Annotated in this window: 11 protein-coding genes; 4 read left to right on the forward strand and 7 right to left on the reverse strand. The window is 72.1% G+C overall.

What is annotated here, in order from left to right:
• Positions 1-9: 9 nt before the first annotated feature.
• The 4 genes from ACQPY0_RS48515 to mraZ all read right to left on the reverse strand — a co-directional run bounded on the left by ACQPY0_RS48515 (position 10) and on the right by mraZ (position 4,582).
• Positions 10-2,139: a peptidoglycan D,D-transpeptidase FtsI family protein gene (locus tag ACQPY0_RS48515; RefSeq protein WP_432977145.1), complete on the reverse strand. Its 2,130-nt coding sequence runs from the start codon at positions 2,137-2,139 to the stop codon at positions 10-12.
• 242 nt (positions 2,140-2,381) lie between these two features.
• The gene (locus ACQPY0_RS48520; RefSeq protein ID WP_432977148.1) at positions 2,382-2,945 is read right to left on the reverse strand and encodes a hypothetical protein; all 564 of its coding nucleotides are present in this window, start codon (positions 2,943-2,945) and stop codon (positions 2,382-2,384) included.
• A 6-nt stretch (positions 2,946-2,951) separates the two neighbouring features.
• Positions 2,952-3,935, reverse strand: a complete 984-nt coding sequence (gene rsmH, locus ACQPY0_RS48525; RefSeq protein ID WP_432977151.1) for a 16S rRNA (cytosine(1402)-N(4))-methyltransferase RsmH — start codon at positions 3,933-3,935, stop codon at positions 2,952-2,954.
• Positions 3,936-4,150: 215 nt separating this feature from the next.
• Complete coding sequence (gene mraZ, locus ACQPY0_RS48530; RefSeq protein WP_432977154.1) at positions 4,151-4,582, reverse strand: division/cell wall cluster transcriptional repressor MraZ; 432 nt, start codon at positions 4,580-4,582, stop codon at positions 4,151-4,153.
• A 384-nt stretch (positions 4,583-4,966) separates the two neighbouring features.
• On the opposite strand from mraZ, the gene ACQPY0_RS48535 reads away from it, so the two are divergent.
• Together ACQPY0_RS48535 and ACQPY0_RS48540 are read left to right on the forward strand one after the other, a co-directional pair.
• A complete protein-coding gene (locus ACQPY0_RS48535; protein WP_432977157.1) occupies positions 4,967-6,211 on the forward strand; it encodes a MurT ligase domain-containing protein in 1,245 nt (414 codons plus the stop codon).
• Complete coding sequence (locus ACQPY0_RS48540) at positions 6,201-6,911, forward strand: type 1 glutamine amidotransferase (protein ID WP_432977160.1); 711 nt, start codon at positions 6,201-6,203, stop codon at positions 6,909-6,911. The genes ACQPY0_RS48535 and ACQPY0_RS48540 overlap by 11 nt, the downstream gene beginning before the upstream one ends.
• A 3-nt stretch (positions 6,912-6,914) precedes the next feature.
• Here the strand turns inward: ACQPY0_RS48540 and ACQPY0_RS48545 are convergent, their stop codons facing one another.
• Positions 6,915-7,526, reverse strand: coding sequence for a TetR/AcrR family transcriptional regulator (locus ACQPY0_RS48545; RefSeq protein WP_432977163.1), 612 nt, complete (start codon positions 7,524-7,526; stop codon positions 6,915-6,917).
• A gap of 99 nt (positions 7,527-7,625) precedes the next feature.
• Here ACQPY0_RS48545 and ACQPY0_RS48550 point away from each other — a divergent pair, with 99 nt between their 5' ends.
• A complete protein-coding gene (locus ACQPY0_RS48550; protein WP_432977166.1) occupies positions 7,626-8,636 on the forward strand; it encodes a hypothetical protein in 1,011 nt (336 codons plus the stop codon).
• Between the two features lie 42 nt (positions 8,637-8,678).
• Here the strand turns inward: ACQPY0_RS48550 and leuS are convergent, their stop codons facing one another.
• Positions 8,679-11,531 (reverse strand): leucine--tRNA ligase, encoded by a 2,853-nt coding sequence (gene leuS, locus ACQPY0_RS48555; protein WP_432977169.1) that lies wholly within the window; start codon positions 11,529-11,531, stop codon positions 8,679-8,681.
• Between the two features lie 217 nt (positions 11,532-11,748).
• Entirely contained in the window at positions 11,749-13,089 is a 1,341-nt protein-coding gene (locus tag ACQPY0_RS48560; RefSeq protein WP_432977172.1) for a serine/threonine-protein kinase, read from the reverse strand.
• Between the two features lie 346 nt (positions 13,090-13,435).
• Between ACQPY0_RS48560 and ACQPY0_RS48565 the strand changes: the two genes are divergently transcribed.
• On the forward strand, positions 13,436-14,479 hold the full coding sequence (locus ACQPY0_RS48565; protein ID WP_432977175.1) for an AAA family ATPase: 1,044 nt from the start codon (positions 13,436-13,438) through the stop codon (positions 14,477-14,479).
• The last annotated feature ends 2 nt before the right edge of the window (positions 14,480-14,481 follow it).

Raw genomic sequence — 14,481 nt, forward strand, 5'->3', positions numbered from 1 at the left:
GAGCCGGTGTCACGGGTAGATCGAGAGCTTCGGCGGCTCGGTGCCGGTCGGGGTGACCCCGAAACTGGACAGCGTCAGCGCCATCATCTCCTTGAACGCGGGCGCGGCGACCGAGCCGCCCGCGCCGCCGGGCACGTGCGCGGTGACCGCGACCACGTAGCGCGGCGCCTCGGCCGGTGCCATGCCGATGAACGACACCACCTCACCCGGGGCGTAGCCGCCGTTCTGCGGCATCTTCGAGGTGCCGGTCTTGCCCGCGATCCGGTAGCCCGGGATGGCCGCCTGGCGGCCGGTGGCGTCGTCGAGCGTGGTCACGCCCTCGAGCATCACCCGCAGTTCCTGCGCGACCTTCGGGTCGAGCACCCGGCGGGTCTGCTGGGCCGGCGGCTTCGAGGCGGAGCCGTCCGGCGAGATGATCTTGCGGACCAGGGTCGGCTGGACGTAGAGGCCGTCGTTGGCGATCGTGCCGTACACCGCCGCCATCTGCATCGCTGTCGTGGCCACGCCGTTGCCGATCGGAATCGAGCCCGGGCTGGAGCCGCTCCACTGATTCGGCGGCAGCAACTGCCCGGGCGACTCGTTGGGCAGCCCGACGCCGGTGCGCGAGCCCAGGCCGAACTTCTTCTGGTACTCGTACAGCTTGTCCTTGCCGAGCCGGTCGGCCACGGCGATGGTGCCGACGTTGGAGGACAGCGCCAGGATGCCCGGGATGGTCATCGGGGTGCCATCCTTCTGCGGCGGGTGGTCGGTGTAGGTGGTGTCGCCCTTCTTCACCTTCGAGTTCACCGTGACCGCCGTCGTCGGGGTGATGATCCCTTCCTGGAGCGCCGCGCCCATGACGATCGCCTTGTGGATCGAGCCGGGGTCGAAGACCGTCGCGGTGCACTGGTCCTTGATCAGGTCCTTGTCGCTGGGCAGGGCGGCGGCGGCGAAGCCCGGGTAGCTGGCCATCGCCATCACCTCCATCGTGCGCGCGTCGAGCACGATGGCGGTGGCGAAGTCGGCCTTGAGCGGCCCCATGCGCTCGCCGAGGGCGCTCTGCACGGAGTACTGCAGATCCGCGTCGATGGTGAGCTCCACCGAGCTGCCCGGGCGGGCCGGCTTGAGCTCCTCGTAGCCGTACGGCAGCGGCTTGTCGAGGTCGCCCTCGCCGTGCTCGTAGATGTGCAGCCCGTCCACGCCGCGCAGCACCGAGTCGTACTGCTGCTCGATGCCCATCTGCCCGGACAGGTCGGTGCGCGAGGTGAAGCCGATGACGTTGGAGGCGAGGTCGTACCCGGGGATCTCGCGCCGCTCGTCGCGGGCGACCTTGAGCGCGCCGACACGCAGCGCCTCGATCCGGTCGCCGTCGGCCACGTCGATCTGGTGCACCAGGTACTCGAAGCGCGCGTTGGTCCTGCCGTCCGCGGTCTTGTGCGGGGTGATCTTGCGCAGGATGTCGGAGCGCGGCACGCCGTACTTGTCGAGGATCGCGAAGAGCTTGTCGGCCAGCGCCTCCGGGTCCTTGACCGCCATCGGGTCGGCGGCGACGTAGCGCGTCTCGATCGAGTGCACGAGGATCTTGCCGTTGCGGTCGAGGATCGAGCCGCGGGCGGCGGGCAGCACCGCGGGCACGAGGCGATCCTTGAGCCCCGCGGCGGCGTAGGCGCTGGCGTCGGTGAGCTGCAGCTGCACCAGGCGGCCGCCGATGACGACGAACATCGCCAGCGCGATCACGGTGGCCAGGCGCAGGCGGCGGCGCGGCTCGGCGAGCTTGGGCAGGCTGGTGCGGATCGGGCGGGCCAGCCGGGGTACGGTCACCCGGCTCTGCTTGTGCGGCTTCCTGAGCGGCGGGCTCTTCCTCGGCCCGAGCCGCTTCGCCGGCGCGGCCGCCGCCCGGCGCTGCCGCGGCGGCTCCTCGGCGGACTTCTGCGCGTTGCGCCGGATCGAGCGGACAGGTTCCTTACGGACGGGATCCTTGCGGTTCGGTTCCGCCCGGGTCGGATCCTTCCTCGTGGGGTCGGTCCGGCGCGGCTGCTCGCTGCGGCCGCCCTGGATGACCTCGAGGGCCGGGCGGAACGGGTCGCCCCGCCCGCCGGCCTCCACCGAGGCGTCGCGGACGGAGCGGCCACGCGGCGTGAACCGCTTCGCCTCCGACATCGTCCCGCGCAGCGACGGCTCCTCCGGCGCGCCGCCGCGGGAACGGGCGGAGGCACCGGCACCCCCCGCGCCGGCGCGACCGCCCGTTCGCTTCCGGCCGGCGTCACTCCCGGGGGTCGTGGCGGAGCGTCCGGCGCCCCCGCGCCGTTCGCTCGCGCCCCGTCGATCAGGAGTGTCGCCAGCCATGTCCCGACTTCCGTTCCTTCGTCCGCTGCGCAGCGATGGATCCCTGGCAGTTGCGTTTACTTGCTCGGACCAGGCATCTCGAGCTTGGTGCCGTCGGGCAGCACCAGGAAGGCCGGCGTGCGCGACGGCACGAGGCCCAGCTGCTTCGCCCGGGACGCGAGGGTGACCGGCGACTCCTTGTTGGCCAGGTCGCTGCGCAGCCGCTCCTCGTCGCGGTCGAGGCCGGCCTGCTTGGTCTTCAACGCGTCGAGCTTGAAGGCGTTCTCGGCGATCCGCGTGTTGAGCACGAGGATGCCGACGACGCCCGAGAGCACGAGCACGAGCACGAGCGCCACGAACGGCGCCCGCGGCGCGCTGACCGGCGCCGGCGGTGCCACCCGCAGCCCGGAGGACGACGGCCGGGCCTCCGGCTCCCGCCTCGGCCTGCTCGGCTGCCCGGCCTCGGGTGCGGTCGTGTCATGGATGATCTCGTGCTCCGGCTGGAGTGCCGTCGCGCCGTCGATGGGGTGGTCCCGTCGATGCTGCTCGAACTGCTCAGCGTCGCGCCCCGTGATCCGGCCCCCCGACCGCGGTGCACTCTGCTGACTCCTGCGCTGCCGGTTCGCCGGCAATGTCGTCACGTTCACTCACACCTCCCCCAGTGTGTCTGTCCGACTCCCAGACGGAGCCGGACGGTTCTTGCGTTCCACGGCGCGCAGCTTCACCGAAGCCGCGCGCGGGTTGGCCGCTGTTTCGGCCGCGCCGGGGAGCTCGGCCCCCCGGGTGAGCGCCCGCAGCTCCGGTTCGCTGCCGGGCGGCTCGAACGGCAGCTCGACCGGGACGGCCGAGCGGGTCCGCTCCGCGATCGCCCGTTTGACCAGTCGATCCTCGAGCGAGTGGTACGACAGCACGACCAGCCGCCCCCCGGGCCGCAGCGCGGAGAGCGCCGCGGGGATCGCCCGCTCGAGGACCGCGAGCTCGCGGTTGACCTCGATGCGCAGCGCCTGGAAGGTGCGTTTGGCCGGATGGCCGCCGGTGCGCCGGGCGGGTGCGGGAATGGACTCGCGGACGAGCTCGGCGAGGCGGGCCGAGCTGGCCAGCGGCGAGGTCTCCCGTTCCCGGACGATCGACGCGGCGATGCGGGAGGCGAACTTCTCCTCCCCGTACACGCGCAGGACCCGGGTCAGCTCGCCGTGGCTGTAGGTGTTGAGCACCTCGGCCGCGGTCGTGCCGGTCGTGGGGTCCATGCGCATGTCCAGTGGTGCGTCCCGGGCGTAGGCGAAGCCGCGCTCGGCCTCGTCGAGCTGCATCGACGAGACGCCCAGGTCGAACAGTCCGGCGTCGATCCCCTCGCCGCCGAGGATCTCGGGCAGCTCGTCGTAGACGGCGTGCACGAGGCGGATCCGGTCGGCGAACGGCGCCAGCCGCTCCCCCGCCAGGCGCAGGGCCTGCGGGTCGCGGTCCAGGCCCAGCAGCCGGGCCTGCGGGTGCGCCAGCAGCACCGCCTCGGCGTGGCCGCCGAGGCCGAGCGTGGCGTCGAGATACAGCGCGCCCGGCCGGGTCAGCGCCGGGGACAGCAGCTCGAGGCAGCGCTCGAGCAGCACGGGCACGTGAACGTCCCGCTCCCCCATCGTCGACCCCCTGCCGGCGGCGGGTTCGCGGCCCGCCGTGGTGCTTTCAGTGCCGCCGTGCCCGGCGGTGCCGTAAGTGCGCGAGCGCCGTACCGCCAGCTCCCCATCCGCCCCCGCCCTGGCGCCGGGGAAGTGGCGTCAGGACTTCGAGAAACTCTGAGCGGCTGGAGAGCTGCCGGTACGGCGGCCTCAAAGTCGGTAACTGCAGTTGGACCTCACAGCCCTCCCGGCAGCACCCCCTCCTCGATGCCCGCGAAGTCCTCCTCGCTCTCGGCGAGGTAGGTGTCCCACGCCTGCCGGTCCCAGATCTCTACCCGGGTGCTCGCCCCGATCACCACGAGGTCGCGGTCCAGCCCGGCATACTCACGCAGATGCTGCGGGATGGTGACCCGGCCCTGGCGGTCGGGAACCTCGTCGTGGGCGCTGGCGAAGAACACCCGGCTGTAGGCCCGGGCGGCCTTGTGCGTCATCGGTGTGGCGCGAAGCTGTTCGGCGATCCGGGCGAACTCGGCGCCGGGGAACACGTAGAGGCAGCGCTCCTGTCCCTTGGTGATCACGACACCTCCCGCCAGCTCGTCCCGAAACTTGGCCGGCAGGATCAACCGGCCCTTGTCGTCGAGACGGGGAGTGTGGGTGCCCAGAAACACGCGGCATCCACCCCTTCCCACCGCGAACGGTCCCCCCGGGGCCGGCCGAGCCCCCCGGCTCCGCCATCGCGCTCCACTGTACTCCACTTCCCTCCACCGTCAACGGAAAACCGCCCGATCCGGCGCGGCCGCCTGTGAAGAATTCCCACGTCAAATGGGGTGGAGCCGGGTGGAGGAGCCCGGGCGTACCCGATCGGCGGAGGGCGTTCTCCGCGCCCCAGAAAACCGACATAAGCCCCAGCAAGGCGGAGTTCCCCGCAGGGAGGGGCTTGACAGGGGCCGCGGTGGAGGAAAGTGGGGCGGTCGCGGGGAACCTGTGGACCCGTTGGGGGGTGTCGCGCGCTGCGGGTAGGGTCAGCGCATCGCCAACACCGTGGAAGCGAGATGACGGACAACAAGCTGCCGATGCGGGCCAAGCTCGCCACCTCACTGTCGCGCGGTGCTGCCGCGCTGTCACGCGCCACCGGACGGGGCGACGGATCGGTCATCGGCGGCCGGATCGGCCTCATGATCGACCCGAACCTGCTCGCCGAGCTCGCCGCCGGCCGGGAGATCGCGCTCGTCTCGGGCACCAACGGCAAGACGACCACGACCCGGCTCACGGCCGCCGCGATGGGCGTGCTCGGCCCCGTCGCCACCAACAGCCTGGGCGCCAACATGCCGACCGGGCACACCTCGGCGCTGGCCAAGGCCGGCGCCACGCCGTATGCGGTGCTCGAGGTCGACGAGCACTACCTCAAGCAGGTGCTGGACCAGACCCGCCCGAAGGTCGTCGCGCTGCTCAACCTCAGCCGCGACCAGCTGGACCGGGCCAAGGAGGTCGCCATGATGGCGGCCCTGTGGCGCGACGCGCTGCCCGGCCGGGGCCTGCACCTCGTCGCCAACGCCGACGACCCGATGGTGGTCTGGGCCGCGGGCAAGGCCGTGGCCCAGGGCACCCCGGTCACGTGGGTCGCGGCCGGCCAGCGCTTCCACGACGACTCCTGGGTGTGCCCGGAGTGCGGCGCCTCGATCGAGCGCAACGGCGAGCAGTGGGCCTGCGTGGAGGGCAACCTGACCCGGCCGGTCCCCCACTGGACGGTCAGCGGGGACGGGGTGGTCGACAACACGGGGACGTACCACCAGATCACCCTGCAGCTGCCCGGCCGGGTGAACCGCGCCAACGCGGCGACCGCTCTGGCCGTCGCCGCGCACTTCGGCGTGCCGTCCGCGAAGGCGGTCCCGGAGCTGGCCAAGGTCGCCTCGGTCGCCGGCCGCTACGCCACCGTCCAACGCGACGGGCGCGTCATCCGGCTGCTGCTGGCCAAGAACCCGGCCGGCTGGCTGGAGTCCTTCGACATGGCCGAGGACGTGCCCACCCTGCTGTCCATCAACGCCCGCGACCCCGACGGCCTGGACACGTCGTGGCTCTACGACGTCGACTTCTCCTCGCTGCGGGGCCGCCGCGTGCTCATCACCGGCGACCGGGCCATGGACCTCGCCGTGCGCCTGGAGGTCAACGAGGTGGCGTTCGAGCCGGTGCGCTCGTTCGGCCAGGCCCTGTCGCTGGTGCCCCCCGGCCGCCTCGAGGTCATCGCCAACTACAGCGCCTTCCAGGACATCCGAGCGGAGCTGGACCGTGTCAACTGAGTCGCATCTGCGCCTGATCTGGCTGTATCCCGATCTGCTGTCCACCTACGGCGACCGCGGCAACCTGCTCATCCTGGCCCGCCGCGCCGACCTGCGGGGCCTGCCGGTGCAGTGCGCCGAGGTGCGCGCCGACCACCCGGTGCCGGCCGACGGCGACGTGTATCTCATCGGCGGCGGCGAGGACGGCCCGCAGGCGCTGGCCGCGCAGCGCCTGAGCAACGACGGCGGCCTGCGCCGCGCCGTGGAGCGGGGCGCGACGGTCTTCGCGGTCTGCGCCGGATACCAGCTCCTGGGGCACTCGTTCTTCGCGAAGGGGGCGAAGTACCCCGGCCTGGGGCTGCTGGACATCGACTCGGACCGCGGCGAGTCCCGCGCCGTCGGCGAGCTGGCGGGCGAGGTGCATCCGGCGCTGGGCCTGCCGACGCTGACCGGGTTCGAGAACCACGGCGGCCGCACCCACCTCGGCCCGGGGGTGAAGCCCCTCGCCCGGGTGACGACGGGGATCGGCAACGACGGGCAGTCCGAGGGGGCCTGGAACGGGCGGATCCTCGGCACCTACTCCCACGGGCCGGCGCTGGCGCGCAACCCCGCGATCGCGGACCTGCTGCTGCGCTGGGCCACGGGCCTGACGATGGAGCCGATCAACGACCGCTGGCCGACGGCGCTGCGCAACGAGCGCCTGACCGCCGTCGCCAGGTAGCTCCTACTCCGCCGCCGCGTCCAGGGCGGGGCCCAGCGGGGCCAGCGCGGCGCGCATCAGATCGGGCAGCGAGCCCGTCGGCACGACCAGGCCGGTCGCCGACGGGCTCGTTGTTGTCTGCTGCAGCCAGCGGCTCAGGGCGAGGCGGGCGGCGGCGCCGACGCTGGCGGCCAGGACCTCGGCGGTCGCGGGATCGACGCCCGAGCGCTCGGCGATCGCCGCGGCCAGGGGCTCCTCGATCGCCGACACGATCTGCACGTAGGTCGCGCGCAGGGCCGGGCTCGCGGTGATCATCAGCAGCGCACGGGCGGACTCCGGGGCCGGGTCCAGGTGCTGCCCCACCACGGCGTCGGTGACCGCCGCGGACAACGGGACCTCCGGCGGGCGGGCCATGACGGCGGCCGCCACGCGGGACTGGCGCTCGGCGGTGACCGCGGCGACGATCGCGTGCTCGCGGCTGGCGAAGTAGTTGTTGTACGTCCGCGGGGAGACGCCCGCCGCCTCGGCGATGTCGTCGACGCGCACATTGTCCGGGCCGTGCTCCAGGGCCAGCCGCAGCGCCGCCTCGCGCAGGGCCGTCCGCGTCGCCTCTTTCTTGCGCTCCCGCAGTCCCATCCGTTCAGTCTGCCAGTATTTCTGCGTGCACGCAAAGTTGCGTACACGCAATTTTTATGCGTACCGTCGAGAGGCCACCCGAACGGAAGGGACCACACGATGCGGGCCAAGGGCATGACGTACGACACCGGCTTCGTCCACAAGGGCCGGAGCTCCCGCGAGCGCTTCGACGCCGGGCTGGTCGAGCGGGAGCTGAGAATCATCCGCGACGACCTGCACTGCACCGCGGTGCAGCTCGTCGGCGGCGACCCCGAGCGGCTGGAGCTCGCCGGGCACCTCGCGGCGGGGCTCGGGCTGGAGGTGTGGTTCTCGCCGTACCCGCTGGAGCTGACGCCCGAGCGGATCCGCGCGCTGCTGCTGGACTGCGCCGAGCGGGCCGAGCGGCTGCGGGCCGGCGGAGCCGAGGTCGTGTTCGTCGCCGGGGTCGAGCTGACCATCATGAACCGCGGCTTCATCGAGGGCGACGACATCGAGGCGCGGCTCGGGCGGCTGTTCGGCGACCGCACGCTGATCGCCGAGCTGGGCGGGCGCCTCGATGCGTTCTTCGCCGCGGTCGTGCCGGCGATCCGGCAACGCTTCCACGGCAAGGTGACGTACGCGGCGATTCCGCTGGAGAACCCGGACTGGGACCGGTTCGACTTCGTGGCCCTCGAACTCATCCGGTCGGCGGCCGTCGCCGGGCAGTTCCGGGAGGGGGTGCGGTCGCTGGTCGCGCGGGGCAAGCCGGTCGCGGCGACCGGATTCGGCACCGCGACCTGGCGCGGGGCGGGCGACGACGCGCCGCGCAGCATGGAGATCGTCGAGCACGACCCGGCCACGGGCCTGCCGGTGCGGGTGAAGGACGGCTACGAGCGGGACGAGGCCGGGCAGGCGGCGTACCTGCGCGAGCTGCTGGAGATCTTCGACTCCGAAGGCGTCGACAGCGCGTTCGTGTATCTCTTCGCGCTCTACAACTACCCGCACCGGCCCGACGACCCGCGGCAGGACCTCGACCTGGCCGGCGTCGGCATCGTGAAGGTGTACGAGGACCGCGACGGCTCGACGTATCCGGGCCTGCCCTGGGAGCCCAAGGCCGCGTTCGCCGCGGTCGCCGAGCACTACAGGGCGTGACCGAGGGCCGGCCCCGGGGCGGGGCCGGCCCTCGACCCGGTGTCAGACGACGACGGAGACCATGCGGCCGGCGACGACGATGACCTTCTTCGGGGTCTTGCCCGCCAACTGCTCCGCCACCGCGTCCAGGGCCGCCGCGCGGACCGTGGCCTCGTCGGCGTCGGCCGCCACGTCGAACGTGCCGCGGACCTTGCCGTTGACCTGGACCGGGTACGTCACCGACTCCGCGACCAGGAACGCGGGGTCGGCGACCGGGAAGCCGGCGTAGGCGACCGAGGTCTCGTTGCCCAGCCGCTGCCACAGCTCCTCGGACAGGTGCGGGGCGAACGGCGCGATCATGCGCACCAGCGGGTCGGCGACCTCGCGGGGGGTGCCGGCCGAGGCGACCTGGGTGACCCGGTTGGTCAGCTCGATCATCTTGGCGATGGCGGTGTTGAAGCGCATCTCCTCGATGTCGGCGCGGACGCCGTCGACCACCCGGTGCAGCAACCGGCGGGTCTGCTCGTCCGGCGCGTCGTCGGTGACCCGCAGGGCGTCGGTCTGCTCGTCGACGACCAGTCGCCAGACCCGCTGCAGGAACCGCTGGGCGCCGACGACCGCACGGGTCTCCCACGGGCGGGAGACGTCCAGCGGGCCCATCGACATCTCGTAGACGCGGAAGGTGTCGGCGCCGTACCGCTCGCACATCTCGTCGGGCGTGACGACGTTCTTCAGCGACTTGCCCATCTTGCCGTACTCCCGGCTGACCTCCGCCTCGCCGAAGAAGTACTTGCCGGGCTGACGCTCCTCGACCCGCTCGGCCTCGACGTACACGCCGCGGGCGTCCTTGTACGCGTACGCCTGGATGTAGCCCTGGTTGAACAGCTTGCGGAACGGCTCCTCGGACGACACGAAACCGCGGTCGAACAGCACCTTGTGCCAGAAGCGCGCGTACAGCAGGTGCAGCACCGCGTGCTCGACGCCGCCGACGTACAGGTCGACGCCGCCGACGTCGCCGGGCTGCTGCGGGCCCATCCAGTAGCGCTCGTTGGCCGGGTCGACCAGCTTCGTGGCGTTGGCCGGGTCCAGATAGCGCAGCTCGTACCAGCTCGAGCCGGCCCACTGCGGCATCACGTTGGTCTCGCGGGTATACGTCCGCGGCCCGTCACCCAGGTCCAGGGTGACCTCGACCCACTCCTTGGCGCGCGACAGCGGCGTCTCGGGCATGCTGTCGGCGTCGTCGACGTCGAACGTGCGCGGCGAGAAGTCCTCCACGTCGGGCAGGGTCACCGGCAGCATCGACTCCGGCAGCGCGATCGGCATCCCGGTCTCGTCGTAGACGATCGGGAAGGGCTCGCCCCAGTAGCGCTGGCGGCTGAACAGCCAGTCGCGCAGCCGGTAGGTGATGGCGCCGACGCCGTGGCCGTTCGCCTCCAGCCACTCGATCATCTTCGCCTTGGCCTCGGCCACGCGCAGCCCGTCCAGGCTGAATCCGTCAGGTGCGGTGGAGTTGATGGCCGGGCCCTCGCCCGTATAGGCCTTGCCGTCGAAGCCCTCCGCCGGCTGCACGGTGCGGATGATCGGCAGGTCGAAGACCTCGGCGAACTCCCAGTCGCGCTCGTCCTGGCCGGGGACCGCCATGATCGCGCCGGTGCCGTAGCCGGCCAGCACGTAGTCGGCGATGAAGACCGGGATGCTGCGCCCGCCGACCGGGTTGGTCGCATACGCCCCGGTGAAGACGCCCGTCTTCTCCTTGGCGTCGGCCTGGCGCTCGACGTCGGTCTTGGCCGCGGCGAACGCGCGGTAGGCCGCGACCGCCTCGGCCGGGCTCGCCGCGCCGCCGGTCCACTTCTCATTGGTGCCCTCGGGCCAGGCGGCCGGCACGATCGAATCGACCAGCGCGTGCTCCGGGGCCAGCACCATGTAGGTGGCGCCGAACAGCGTGTCGGGGCGGGTGGTGAAGGCCCGGATCGACTCGCCGGACTGCAGGGTGAAGTCGACGTGCGCGCCCCGGGACCGGCCGATCCAGTTGCGCTGCATGGCCTTGACCTTCTCCGGCCAGTCCAGCCGGTCCAGGTCGTCCAGCAGGCGGTCACCGTAGGCGGTGATGCGCATCATCCACTGGCGCAGGCTGCGCTTGAAGACCGGGAAGTTGCCCCGCTCGCTGCGCCCGTCCGGGGTGACCTCCTCGTTGGCCAGCACCGTGCCCAGGCCCGGGCACCAGTTGACCGGGGCCTCGGAGATGTAGGCCAGCCGGTGGTCGTCGACGATCTGGCGCCGCTCGACCGCGCTCAGCGCGTCCCAGGCGCGGCCGTCGGGCGTGACCCGCGTGCCGGCGGCGAACTCCTCGACCAGCTCCTCGATCGGGCGGGCCTTGCCCTGCTCCGCGTCGAACCACGAGTTGAAGATCTTCAGGAAGATCCACTGGGTCCAGTGGTAGAACTCGGTGTCCGTGGTGGCGACGCTGCGCCGGTCGTCGTAGGCCAGGCCCAGGCGGCGCAGCTGGGTGCGGTACCGCTCGATGTTCGCCTCGGTCGTGGTCCGCGGGTGCGTGCCGGTCTGCACCGCGTACTGCTCGGCGGGCAGGCCGAACGAGTCGAACCCCATCGGGTGCAGCACGTTGTAGCCGGCCATGCGGAAGTAACGCGTGTAGCAGTCCGTGCCGATGTACCCCAGCGGGTGCCCGACGTGCAGCCCGGCGCCCGACGGGTAGGGGAACATGTCCATCACGTACAGCTTCGGCGCGCCGGCGCGCGGGTGGTTCGGGTCGCTGAGCGGGCCGGTCGGGTTCGGCGCGTGGAAGGTGCCGTGCTCGGACCAGTAGTCCTGCCAGCACGCCTCGATATCCGCCGCCATCGCCGCGGTGTACCGGTACGGCGGGATGTCGACCGCTCCGTCGGTCACTGCCTCGCTCATGACTGTCGCCACCCTAGGTCTCGGGTATGGTCTGGGATCTTCCCTAGCATTGTCCGGGCATGAAAAAACCCCTCACGCAGGAGGGGTCGCCGCGCTGTCGCGAGTTGGATTCGCGTCAGCACGGCTCGCTAAGAAGCGAGAACACCCGAGTCATACCCGCAGTGTACCGCAGGCCGCGAGGCGTTTCCCGGCCCACCCATCGAGAGATCACGCTGCGCTAGTGCATGCTCACAATGAGTGATCCGCCGCCGTCGCAGATCACGTCGTACCGCAGCCGCTGGCCCGCCTTGCGCAACTCGACCCGCGCCTTGGTGTGCACGCCCAGGTCGGCCTGGACCAGCTCGGCGGCCGGACGCACCTGCAGCACGCTGACCTTCTTCCCGGCGCAGGCGGCCACGACCACGCCCCCGCCGATCGGCACGCTCGTGCCCGCCGGCGGCACACCGCCCTGGTCGTCCCCGTCCTCGTCCTCGGCGCGCACGGGCGTGATCGCGGGTGTCGGCGCCGCCGCGGCCGGCGTCGGGTCGGTGACGGCGGATGCAGAGATAATAGGAATGGGGGACGCCGGATCGGCGCTGACCTGGGGTGCGCCGTCGGAGCCGGCCAGCGCGACGGCCGTGACCAGCGCGGCGACGCCGGTCAGGGCGCCGACGCCGAGCAGGACACGGCGGCGGGCGCCGGGGCGCTCGGCCGGCTCGGTCGCGTCCGGGGAGACGCCCGGCAGCAGGGGCAGCGGCACGAGCCGCGTGGTGTGCTCCGGCTCCGGCTCGCCCGGCGCGGGCTGCTGCGGTACGACCGAGAAACGCGCAACGATGCCCGCGGCCCGGGCCAGCCGGGCGGCGACCACGACGGCCTCCGGGCGGTCCGCCGGGTTCTTGGCCAGGCACCGCATGCACAGCTCGCGCACGCCGGGCGGGAGGTCGGGGATCTCGGGCAGGGGCGCCGGCGCGACGCTGACGTGCGCGGCGACCATCTGCGTCGTCGTCTCGCCGTTCCAGGGCAGCCGGCCGGTCAGGCAGCGGTACAGCAGGAGCCCGAACGCGTACACGTCGCTCGCGGGCGTGACCGACCCGGACATCAGGCGCTCGGGGGCCAGGTAGGCCGGGGTCCCCAGCACCTGCTCGGCGTCGTCCTCGTCGGGGATGCCGACGATCCCGACGATGCCGAAGTCGAGGACCTTCGCCGCGTCCGGGGTGAGCATGACGTTGGCCGGCTTGACGTCACGGTGCACCAGGCCCTCGGCGTGGGCGGCGGCCAGGCCCGCGGCGACCTCGGCGCAGATGCGCACGGCCACGGGCGGGGGCAGCGGGCCGCCGCGGAGGCGCTCGGCGAGGCTCGGGCCGCGCAACAGCTCCATGACGACGAACGGGGCGTGATCCGAAGTCTCGCCGTAGTCGTACACATTGGTGATGTTCGGATGTGTCAGACGCGCGGCCGCACGGGCCTCCAGCCGGATCCGCCGGCGCCAGTCGGCGTCCCCGGCGAGGCGGGCGGCGAGCACCTTGACCGCGACCTGCCGGCCCAGCACCCGGTCGTGGGCCCGCCAGACCACCGACATGCCCCCCCTCCCCCAGCCGCTCGGCGAGGAGGTACCGGCCGTTCAGAAGTTGTCCGGCGTCCACGGGCCCCAGTTTGCCCCAATCGACGGCGGCCGACACGCTGAGCGCCCGTTTACCGGGGTTTTGCACGGGTACGTCCGGGCGTTGCAAAAACTCGCCGCGCCGGGCCGGGCGGGATGTCCGCAATCGGCTAATTCCCGTCCGGCGCCACGTCGATTCCCCCGCTAGCCTGAGGGGGTACGACGGCTTGGTTGCACGCCGATGACAACGTTTTCCTGCAACCGGGCGGTTCACCTATGGGTCTTACACCTAACGGTGGCCACGGCACGATCATGAGGAGGCCAGTTGACCAGGCACCGCACGTTCGAGGAACTCGGCGCCCCGCTACCAGCGCCCGAGTTCCGCGCCGCGACCGATGCGATCGTCGCCAACATCGAACAGGTCATCGAGGGCAAGACCGCGACGGTGCGGCTCGCTCTCGCGGTTCTGCTCGCTGAGGGCCACCTCCTCATCGAAGATGTTCCCGGCGTCGGCAAGACCAAACTCGCCAAGGCGCTCGCCCGCTCGATCGACTGCTCGGTCCGGCGCATCCAGTTCACGCCCGACCTGCTGCCCTCGGACGTGACGGGCGTGAGTGTGTACAACCAGGAGACCCGCGACTTCGAGTTCAAGCCGGGCGCGGTGTTCGCCAACATCGTCGTCGGCGACGAGATCAACCGGGCCTCGCCCAAGACCCAGTCGGCGCTGCTGGAGAGCATGGAGGAGCGGCAGGTCACCATCGACGGCGCGACGTATCCGCTGCAGGTGCCCTTCATGGTCGTGGCCACCCAGAACCCGATCGAGATGGAGGGCACGTATCCGCTGCCCGAAGCCCAGCGCGACCGCTTCACCGCCCGGATCGCGATGGGCTACCCCGACATGGGTGCGGAGCTGGCCATGCTCGACGTCCACGGCCGCCACGACGCGCTGGACGACCTCGCCCCCGTCTCCGACGCCTCGACGATGCGCCGGATGATCGCCACGGTCCGCGACGTGCACGTCGCCGACGCTGTGAAGCAGTACGCGGTCAACATCGTCACCGCCACCCGCGAGTCCGGCGAGCTGCGCCTCGGCGCCTCCCCCCGCGCCACGCTGCAGCTGCTGCGCACCGCCCGGGCCGTCGCCGCCATCGAGGGGCGCGAGTTCGTGCTCCCCGACGACCTGCAGGCGCTCGCCGTGCCGGTCCTCGCCCACCGCGTCATCCCCACGGCCGAGGCCCAGCTGTCGCGCCGCACGACGGACGCGATCATCGCCGAGCTCGTGCACCGGCTGCCGCTGCCGTCGGATCGCCAGCAGCGCTCGCCGTATGACACCCGGCCGCCACGGCCGCAGCAGTACGGGGGCCGCTGAGC

Origin of the sequence: Dactylosporangium sp. CA-233914, from assembly GCF_050942935.1 — a bacterium.
Classification (GTDB): Bacteria; Actinomycetota; Actinomycetes; order Mycobacteriales; family Micromonosporaceae; genus Dactylosporangium.

Coding starts and splice junctions, on each gene's coding strand:
- ACQPY0_RS48515 (WP_432977145.1), bottom strand. CDS start 2,139: ATGTCGGAGGCGAAGCGGTTCACGCCGCGTGGCCGCTCCGTCCGCGAC.
- rsmH (WP_432977151.1), bottom strand. CDS start 3,935: ATGGGGGAGCGGGACGTTCACGTGCCCGTGCTGCTCGAGCGCTGCCTC.
- ACQPY0_RS48535 (WP_432977157.1), top strand. CDS start 4,967: ATGACGGACAACAAGCTGCCGATGCGGGCCAAGCTCGCCACCTCACTG.
- ACQPY0_RS48545 (WP_432977163.1), bottom strand. CDS start 7,526: ATGGGACTGCGGGAGCGCAAGAAAGAGGCGACGCGGACGGCCCTGCGC.
- ACQPY0_RS48550 (WP_432977166.1), top strand. CDS start 7,626: ATGCGGGCCAAGGGCATGACGTACGACACCGGCTTCGTCCACAAGGGC.
- leuS (WP_432977169.1), bottom strand. CDS start 11,531: ATGAGCGAGGCAGTGACCGACGGAGCGGTCGACATCCCGCCGTACCGG.
- ACQPY0_RS48560 (WP_432977172.1), bottom strand. CDS start 13,089: ATGTCGGTGGTCTGGCGGGCCCACGACCGGGTGCTGGGCCGGCAGGTC.